Origin of the sequence: Methyloglobulus morosus KoM1, from assembly GCF_000496735.2 — a bacterium.
Taxonomy (GTDB): Bacteria; Pseudomonadota; Gammaproteobacteria; order Methylococcales; family Methylomonadaceae; genus Methyloglobulus; species Methyloglobulus morosus.
Map to the genome: position 1 here is coordinate 45017 of NZ_AYLO01000059.1, position 6714 is coordinate 51730.

At 47.1% G+C, this 6714-nt stretch carries 7 protein-coding genes; 4 read left to right on the forward strand and 3 right to left on the reverse strand.

Annotated features, from left to right (window positions below):
* Nucleotides 1–86: 86 nt before the first annotated feature.
* From MGMO_RS08695 to rapA, 3 genes are all read right to left on the reverse strand, one after another.
* Nucleotides 87–518, reverse strand: a complete 432-nt coding sequence (locus MGMO_RS08695; protein ID WP_023494682.1) for a putative toxin-antitoxin system toxin component, PIN family — start codon at nt 516–518, stop codon at nt 87–89.
* Nucleotides 515–742, reverse strand: coding sequence for an AbrB/MazE/SpoVT family DNA-binding domain-containing protein (locus MGMO_RS08700; RefSeq protein WP_023494683.1), 228 nt, complete (start codon nt 740–742; stop codon nt 515–517). Before MGMO_RS08700 ends, MGMO_RS08695 begins: the two co-directional genes overlap by 4 nt.
* A 104-nt stretch (nt 743–846) precedes the next feature.
* A complete protein-coding gene (gene rapA / locus MGMO_RS08705; protein WP_023494684.1) occupies nt 847–3666 on the reverse strand; it encodes an RNA polymerase-associated protein RapA in 2820 nt (939 codons plus the stop codon).
* Nucleotides 3667–4041: 375 nt separating this feature from the next.
* On the opposite strand from rapA, the gene MGMO_RS08710 reads away from it, so the two are divergent.
* From MGMO_RS08710 to MGMO_RS08725, 4 genes are all read left to right on the forward strand, one after another.
* The gene (locus tag MGMO_RS08710; protein ID WP_036307323.1) at nt 4042–4359 is read left to right on the forward strand and encodes a glycine zipper 2TM domain-containing protein; all 318 of its coding nucleotides are present in this window, start codon (nt 4042–4044) and stop codon (nt 4357–4359) included.
* A 126-nt stretch (nt 4360–4485) separates the two neighbouring features.
* The gene (locus tag MGMO_RS08715) at nt 4486–4893 is read left to right on the forward strand and encodes a hypothetical protein (protein WP_023494686.1); all 408 of its coding nucleotides are present in this window, start codon (nt 4486–4488) and stop codon (nt 4891–4893) included.
* A 238-nt stretch (nt 4894–5131) separates the two neighbouring features.
* Nucleotides 5132–5827 carry a DUF3313 domain-containing protein gene (locus MGMO_RS08720; RefSeq protein ID WP_023494687.1) on the forward strand — a complete coding sequence of 232 codons (696 nt, stop codon included), beginning with the start codon at nt 5132–5134 and terminating at the stop codon, nt 5825–5827.
* Between the two features lie 362 nt (nt 5828–6189).
* Nucleotides 6190–6630, forward strand: a complete 441-nt coding sequence (locus tag MGMO_RS08725; protein WP_051384000.1) for a S1-like domain-containing RNA-binding protein — start codon at nt 6190–6192, stop codon at nt 6628–6630.
* Nucleotides 6631–6714: the final 84 nt, after the last annotated feature.

The following is a 6714-nucleotide window of genomic DNA, read 5'->3' on the forward strand; positions in this document are numbered from 1 at the left end:
GGCATCTAAGGGTTAATTAACGATCCATGTTGGGTCACGGTGCTCATACAGCCTGTTACAATTTTGGCATGATTTATTGTGTGTGCCTAACCCAGCCTACCCGACTTTAAGCAACCTTCAAATTCATTGGGTGTTATGATGGGCACTGCCAAAATATTTTTTAAAACGAGCAAATCATTGTCACCCGTTACCAAAACTTCCGCTTTACTGGTAACTGCGAGGGATAAAAACATCTGGTCGGCACAATCCCGAGCAATCGGCAGGCCAGTAGGTTCGTCTTGAGGTGGAACAGTTTCGGCATAAGGTAAAAAATCGGCCAGCAATAAGCCTTGTTCGGCTTTGGTCAGCTTAAATTTAGGATAAGCCAACACCCTGAGCAATTCGCTGACGGTTTGTTTGTTGACTAACGGCGTAAAGCGTCCAGATTGCCAGCCTCGACGTAGCCACGCCATTTTCCCCTGAGAAAAGATTAGTGCTGAAATGACGCAATTGGTATCGAGGACGACCCGATGGCTCATGCAGGATTTTTTCTAGCCCAATCAATCGCATCGACCACATCTTGGGCATCGATCCCTAAAGCCTCTAGCTTGGCGCGTACAGCATCGGCTTGTTGAATACGTACCGGGGTCAGCACAATGCGCCCGTTTTCGACATCCACCTCAAAGTAATCGGTCTTATCCACCGAATTGACCACGGATTTAGGTAAGGTCAGTTGGTTTTTGCTAGTTATTTTTGCAAGCATTGCAATACTATAAGAAAGTAATGAAGTAAGGATATCGTACTCTTTTGGGTTAGAGATGACAAGCCGAGTTAAAAGGTATATCTCTTGTAAGTCCTTCGGCGAGCTTAACTCGTAATCAAAAACCTAACCGCATCTAACCTAATCTGCGCCGCCTGAATATGTTCATGCGCTAACAGGGTCATGTCTTTAAGGGTTTCAATTTCATCGGTTTTGATGGTGGGGTTGACTTTTTTGAGCCGTACCAGCCGTTTGATTTCCGCCGTCAACGATTCCAGCATGGTTTTGGTGGCATCGGTAATCAATGATTGCATCCCGATTTTGGCATTTTGTTCGGCAAGGTTAAGGATTTTAGTGATGTGTTCGCGCTGGTTGTTGATGAATTCGACGATTTGTTGCTGATCGAACGATGTGCGGTTTTCGACCAAGCTGCGATGTCCTATGGCCTGGGATTTGTCCTGCATATTCTGGTCGATGAGGATGCGGATGGGCGTTGCGGGTAGGAATCGGCTGATTTGTAACTCAGCGGGCGCGCTGCATTCGACGATAAACAGGCATTCCAGCAAAAATTGTCCGGGTTTCAGGTCGTTGTTGCGTACGACGGCAATCGTCGCATTGCCGGTTTCGCTGGACTGCACCAAATCCATTGCTGCACTTACCGTGGGGTGTTCCCAGGTGAAAAACTGCATGTCCTCCCGCGCCAGGGCGATTTGGCGGTTGGTGGTTACGGTGATGCCGTCTTCCTGTAAGCCCGGAAAACCGGATACCCGCATGTGGTCACCGGGCGTGATGATAAAGCAGTCCGGCGAATGGAACTCCGTTTCAACGCCGTAACACTCGAATAATTCCTCCAGATAAGGCCAAAGTGTGCCTTGCTTTTCCAGGATATTGACTTGATCGATCAAGTCAACGGCAACTTCTTTGCGGCAGGAATTCAGTTCCAACAGTAAATCTCGACCATTTTGCAATTGGGTTTCTATGTCGGCATTCAGTTCTTGGGTGTTGGCGATTAAATCGACAATGGCCTTACGGCTGGGATTGGCCAACACGGACTGCAATTCGTCGTGCAGGAGTTCAGCAACCCGTGTCGCCGCCGAGTTGTTAAGGTGGAAGGCATCCAAACCCTCGTCATACCATTGATACAGGACTTCTTCCTGGGAGTTTTCAAGGTAAGGGATGTGTATCTGGATAGTTTCTTTTTGCCCGATGCGGTCTAGCCGCCCGATGCGTTGCTGCAGCAAATCCGGATTGTCCGGCAAATCAAACAGGATCAAGTGATGGGCAAATTGGAAATTACGGCCTTCGCTGCCGATTTCTGAGCAAATCAGCAAGCGCGCCGTGCTGTCCTGGTCGGCAAAGTAGGCGGCGGCACGGTCGCGTTCGATGATCGACATACCTTCATGAAATACGGCGGCGGCAATACCGGCACGGTTTTTTAAGGTCTGTTCCAAGCTCATTGCAGTTTGGGCATGCTTGGTAATCAGCAAGGCTTTTTGTCCCGCCAGTTGACGGACTTTGCCGACCAGCCACAGATAACGGGGATCCTTTTCCCAGTCGGATTCATTGGCGGCACCGCTTAAGGGATACGCATGGCGTTTGCGTTCGGGAAAGCCGCGTACGGTTTGGCGTGAATTCCTGAACAATATCCGTCCTGTACCGTGGTGGTCGACTAGAACTTTCAATAGGTTGTCACGGGCAGTGGCGGACTCATGAGGGGCATTCAGGTTTTTTAGCAGCGGTGCGACATTGTCTTCTTTCAGTAACTCGGCAAGATGGCGTTGGACATCGGCAGTCAATGGCAGGTCGCTCAACAGTAGTTTCGCGGCTTCGGCAACGGGTTCAAATTGTTTTTCTTCCTCCACAAATGCGGAAAAGCTATGGAAGCGGTCGGCATCCAGCAGCCGCAATCGGGCAAAATGGCTTTCTTGCCCGAGTTGCTCCGGTGTTGCCGTGAGTAAGATGAGGCTGGGAGAACGCAAACCCAATTGTTCAACGAAAAGGTATTCTGGGCTGGCAGATTGTTGATTCCATTCCAGATGATGGGCTTCATCGACGATCACCATGTCCCAATTCGCTTCGATGGCCTGTTTTTGGCGATGGGGATGGGCAGAAAAAAACGCTTGGCTACACAAGATACATTGCTCGTTACCAAACGGATTGATCCGCTGGAAACCGGGGATATTGTCGTCATCCGCATCAAAACCGTTTTCGCCCGATTCTTCCAGGCAGCGGACTTCATCGAAAACACTAAAGCGCAAGTTAAATCGTCTGAGCATTTCCACCAGCCATTGGTGCAACAAGCTTTCAGGGACGATAATCAAGATACGCTTGCTCAAGCCATTGATCAGCCGTTGATGGATAATCAAGCCTGCTTCGATCGTCTTGCCTAAGCCCACTTCATCCGCCAACATAATCCTGGGCGCTGCTCGGCTCGCTGCCTCATGAGCAATATAAAGCTGATGTTGGATCAGGGAAGTGCGTCCGCCAATCAAGCCTTTTACGGGCGATTGCTGGTGCTGCTGTCGATGTTGCCAAGTCTGGTAGCGCAATAAAAACCAGGCGTTAGGGTCAATTTGCCCAGTAAACAACCGATCCTGGGGTTTATTGAACTGGATGTTGTGGTTCAGTTCGATTTCTTCCAGATAGATTTCTACTCCAAGTTCGTCTTTACCCACGTAAGTGATCAGGCCGTTTTCTTCAATCAGTTTGGTGACCGTGATTTTGTTTTCATCGACGGATTCAACAATGTCACCCACAGCAAAAATGACGCGGGTTAATGGCGCATTATCAGTAGCGTAAATACGTTTTTCATTGCTTGCCAAAAACAGTACGGTCACGCGCTTGAATTCGACTTCAAGGATAAGGCCTAAGCCAAGTTCAGATTCATTGCTGCTGATCCAGCGTTGTCCGGGGATAAAATTGTGCATTTAGATTGGTCTGTCGAGATTAATATACGGGCAGGTTGGTTCGGAAAATTGTTCCGCAGGTCACTTTAATTTAATGGCTCAAACGGAAAACACGGTATTTATCGTTGCTTTAGAAAATTTAAAAATAGAGGAAATATTAGAAATTACCACTATTATACAGTAGCTGTGTTTGCCAAACTATTGGATTGATTTTAAGGCAATTTTACCTTGTAAAAAGCGAAAGAATCAGGGCAATAAAAAAATTTGGATTTATCGTCGATAGTTTAAGAGATTGTTAAGTACCTTACGTTTATGATTTCAACCCGAATAACAAGCAATAATGCTTATTGCCGACTTATGGAACCGCTGAACAATCACCCCTTACAGGTAGGTAAAATGAATAAAATAATTCTAATCGGAAAGGTAATTGCGTTAGTCATGCTTTTTACCGATGCAGCTAATGCCTCAGGTGGGCATGGCAGGGATAGAGGGCATCACCACAGACATCATGGTGAGCATTATTATCCACCCGGCCAGTATTACGGCCCACCCCCTCCTCCCGTCTATCAAGATGGACGTTCCCATCAAGGTTTGGCAGGTGGCGTAGTGGGTGGTGTTTTAGGATATGAGGTCGGAAATGGTAACCCGTTGGCTACGGGCCTTGGTGCCGCAGCGGGTTCATTGATTGGTAATGGGATTTCTGGCAGGCGTTAAAAATAATTTTTTATTTAGTTTTGTTGTTAAGCAACCATTCATGTTAATTCAGTAAAATGATCGCCAAGTTAAAACAAAAGCATTTATTTTTAACAACTTTGAAAATAACTAAATAGGAATAATGCCATGAAAAAGTTAATTTATTTTAAGCTAGCGATTGTAGCCTTATTGTTTTCGTCTTCCGGATTTGCGGACGATCATGGGGGGCATCACGGTGGTTGGGGTGGTCACGGACATCACGGCTGGGGACATCGCCATCAGGGTTGGGGCGGTTACGGTCACCCTAGGCAGCAAATAAACAACTATTATCAACAACCCCCTGTTGTGTATCAACAACAGCCGCAATATTATCCGCCCCAACCCCAATACTACAATGGCGGCGGTTATTACGACAACCGTTCACACCAGGGCTTGGCGGGCGGCGTAGTAGGGACGGTATTTGGATATGAGCTGGGTAATGGAAACCCGCTAGCAGCCGGTTTAGGTGCGGCAGCAGGCTCGTTCTTAGGAAATGGAGTGGGTTGGCGCTACTAGGACGTGTCAGGGATAAGTCGCCAATATCCGCCAGGGAATAGGCATTTTGAGGCCTGGTTTAGCTGTATAGCCCAGTTAAACTAGGCCTTGCTTTATCCGTCATTTGAACATAATCGATCCACTATTCAAGGTGGGTTCAAACCTACCGAATAAATAATCCGCTTTCAGACGGATTTTCCCGAAAAATAGATTAGACTTACAGGCTGATATTAGTCAGTGTACAGGTAGGTTGAGTTTCATGAAGCCCCTCATAAAAACTTATGTTTTTATTGCTATTGTCCTGCTTATTGCGGGATGCGCGCGAACATACCAAGCGCGGCATGTTGTAACCACCGATTTCCTAGATGATTATACGGTATTGAAAGAAGGCCAAGATGATGATGCCTTACTGACTTACTGGAAAAAAGGGATCAATTGGACAGCCTATAAGAAAGTTATTTTAGACCCTGTCATCCTCAAAAAAACACCCAGTTCAGAGCTCAATGAAATGACTCATGCAGACGGCTACCGGCTGATGGAGTTGCTGGATTACCGAATACAGGAAGCCCTAAAAAAAACCTTCAAACTGGTCAACAAACCAGGGACTGATACCCTACGCGTACAGTTTGCCATCACCGACGCAGAGACATCGTCCGTCCTGTTCGATACATTTTCATCCGTCTACCCTTCGGCGCGCGTCTTATCCGCACTAAAGCATTTAGTTACCGGCACAGAATCTTTTGTCGGCAAAGCCAGCATCGAAGGCAAGATTGTCGATTCAAGCACAGGCGAATTGCTGATGGCCTCCGCCGATGCCCGCGCCGGGGGCAAAACCTTGGACGGTTCCGGTGATGAATGGGACGATGTTGAGCAAGCCTATAAATACTGGGCTATCCAACTGGGTTATCAGCTTTGTATGCGGCAAGCACGGCTAGATTGTCAGAAGCCAGGATAGAAGAAGATGGTTGGCGTTATCTTTAGTATGGTTATTGAAACACGGACATCCTCTCAGGATAAGCTGATGAGTTTTTTATTGGCGCAGGCTGGATTGAGTTATTTAGATATTTTATCCGTTTATTGATATCGTATAACTTACGTTAACTTCCTTTATCATGATACTCAAAGATTTCAGCAAAATCACGCAAGAGGGCTGTTGGGAGTTGTACGCACTTACTTTTAAATGAACCGAAACCTCCCCAAAATCATGGAACAATTCGCTACCCGTTTGATAGAAGTCGGAATCGAACTTGCGTAGATTCCGCTATGCTTCTCCAAGTCACGCATTTCCTTCTTTTGAATGTACAACTAATCTTACCCATGCTACAGATCGGCAAAATTAATACCCTTAAAGTCGCAAGCCGCGTAGGTTCGGAAATTTATCTTGCCAGCCCAACGTCAGTGAAAGTGCTGCTGGTTGACAAGAAACCGCCAGCCAACTGCCAGGTCGGCGATACGTTGGACGTTTTCGTTTACGTCGATATGGACGGTCATTTGGCGGCTACCACGGCGATCCCTAAAGCCTTGGTCGATGAGGTTGCCTGGTTGAAGGTGGTTTCGGTCAACCGCGTGGGGGCGTTCCTGGACTGGGGTTTGCCGAAAGACCTGCTGGTTCCGTTTGGCGAACAGCACCACGAGTTGGAAGTGGGCAACCCTTACCTGGTAAGGCTGTTCCTTGATGCCCAAAACCGCATTCTTGCGACGACTAAAATTGACAAATACATTGCCGATGAAAATTTTGGTATTGTTAAGTTAGTATAGCATTTGCTACACTTACCCAATTTGTAGGGGTAAAGGCTAATATGAATTGTCCAAAATGTGGTTCGACCGATTGCGGCAAAGATG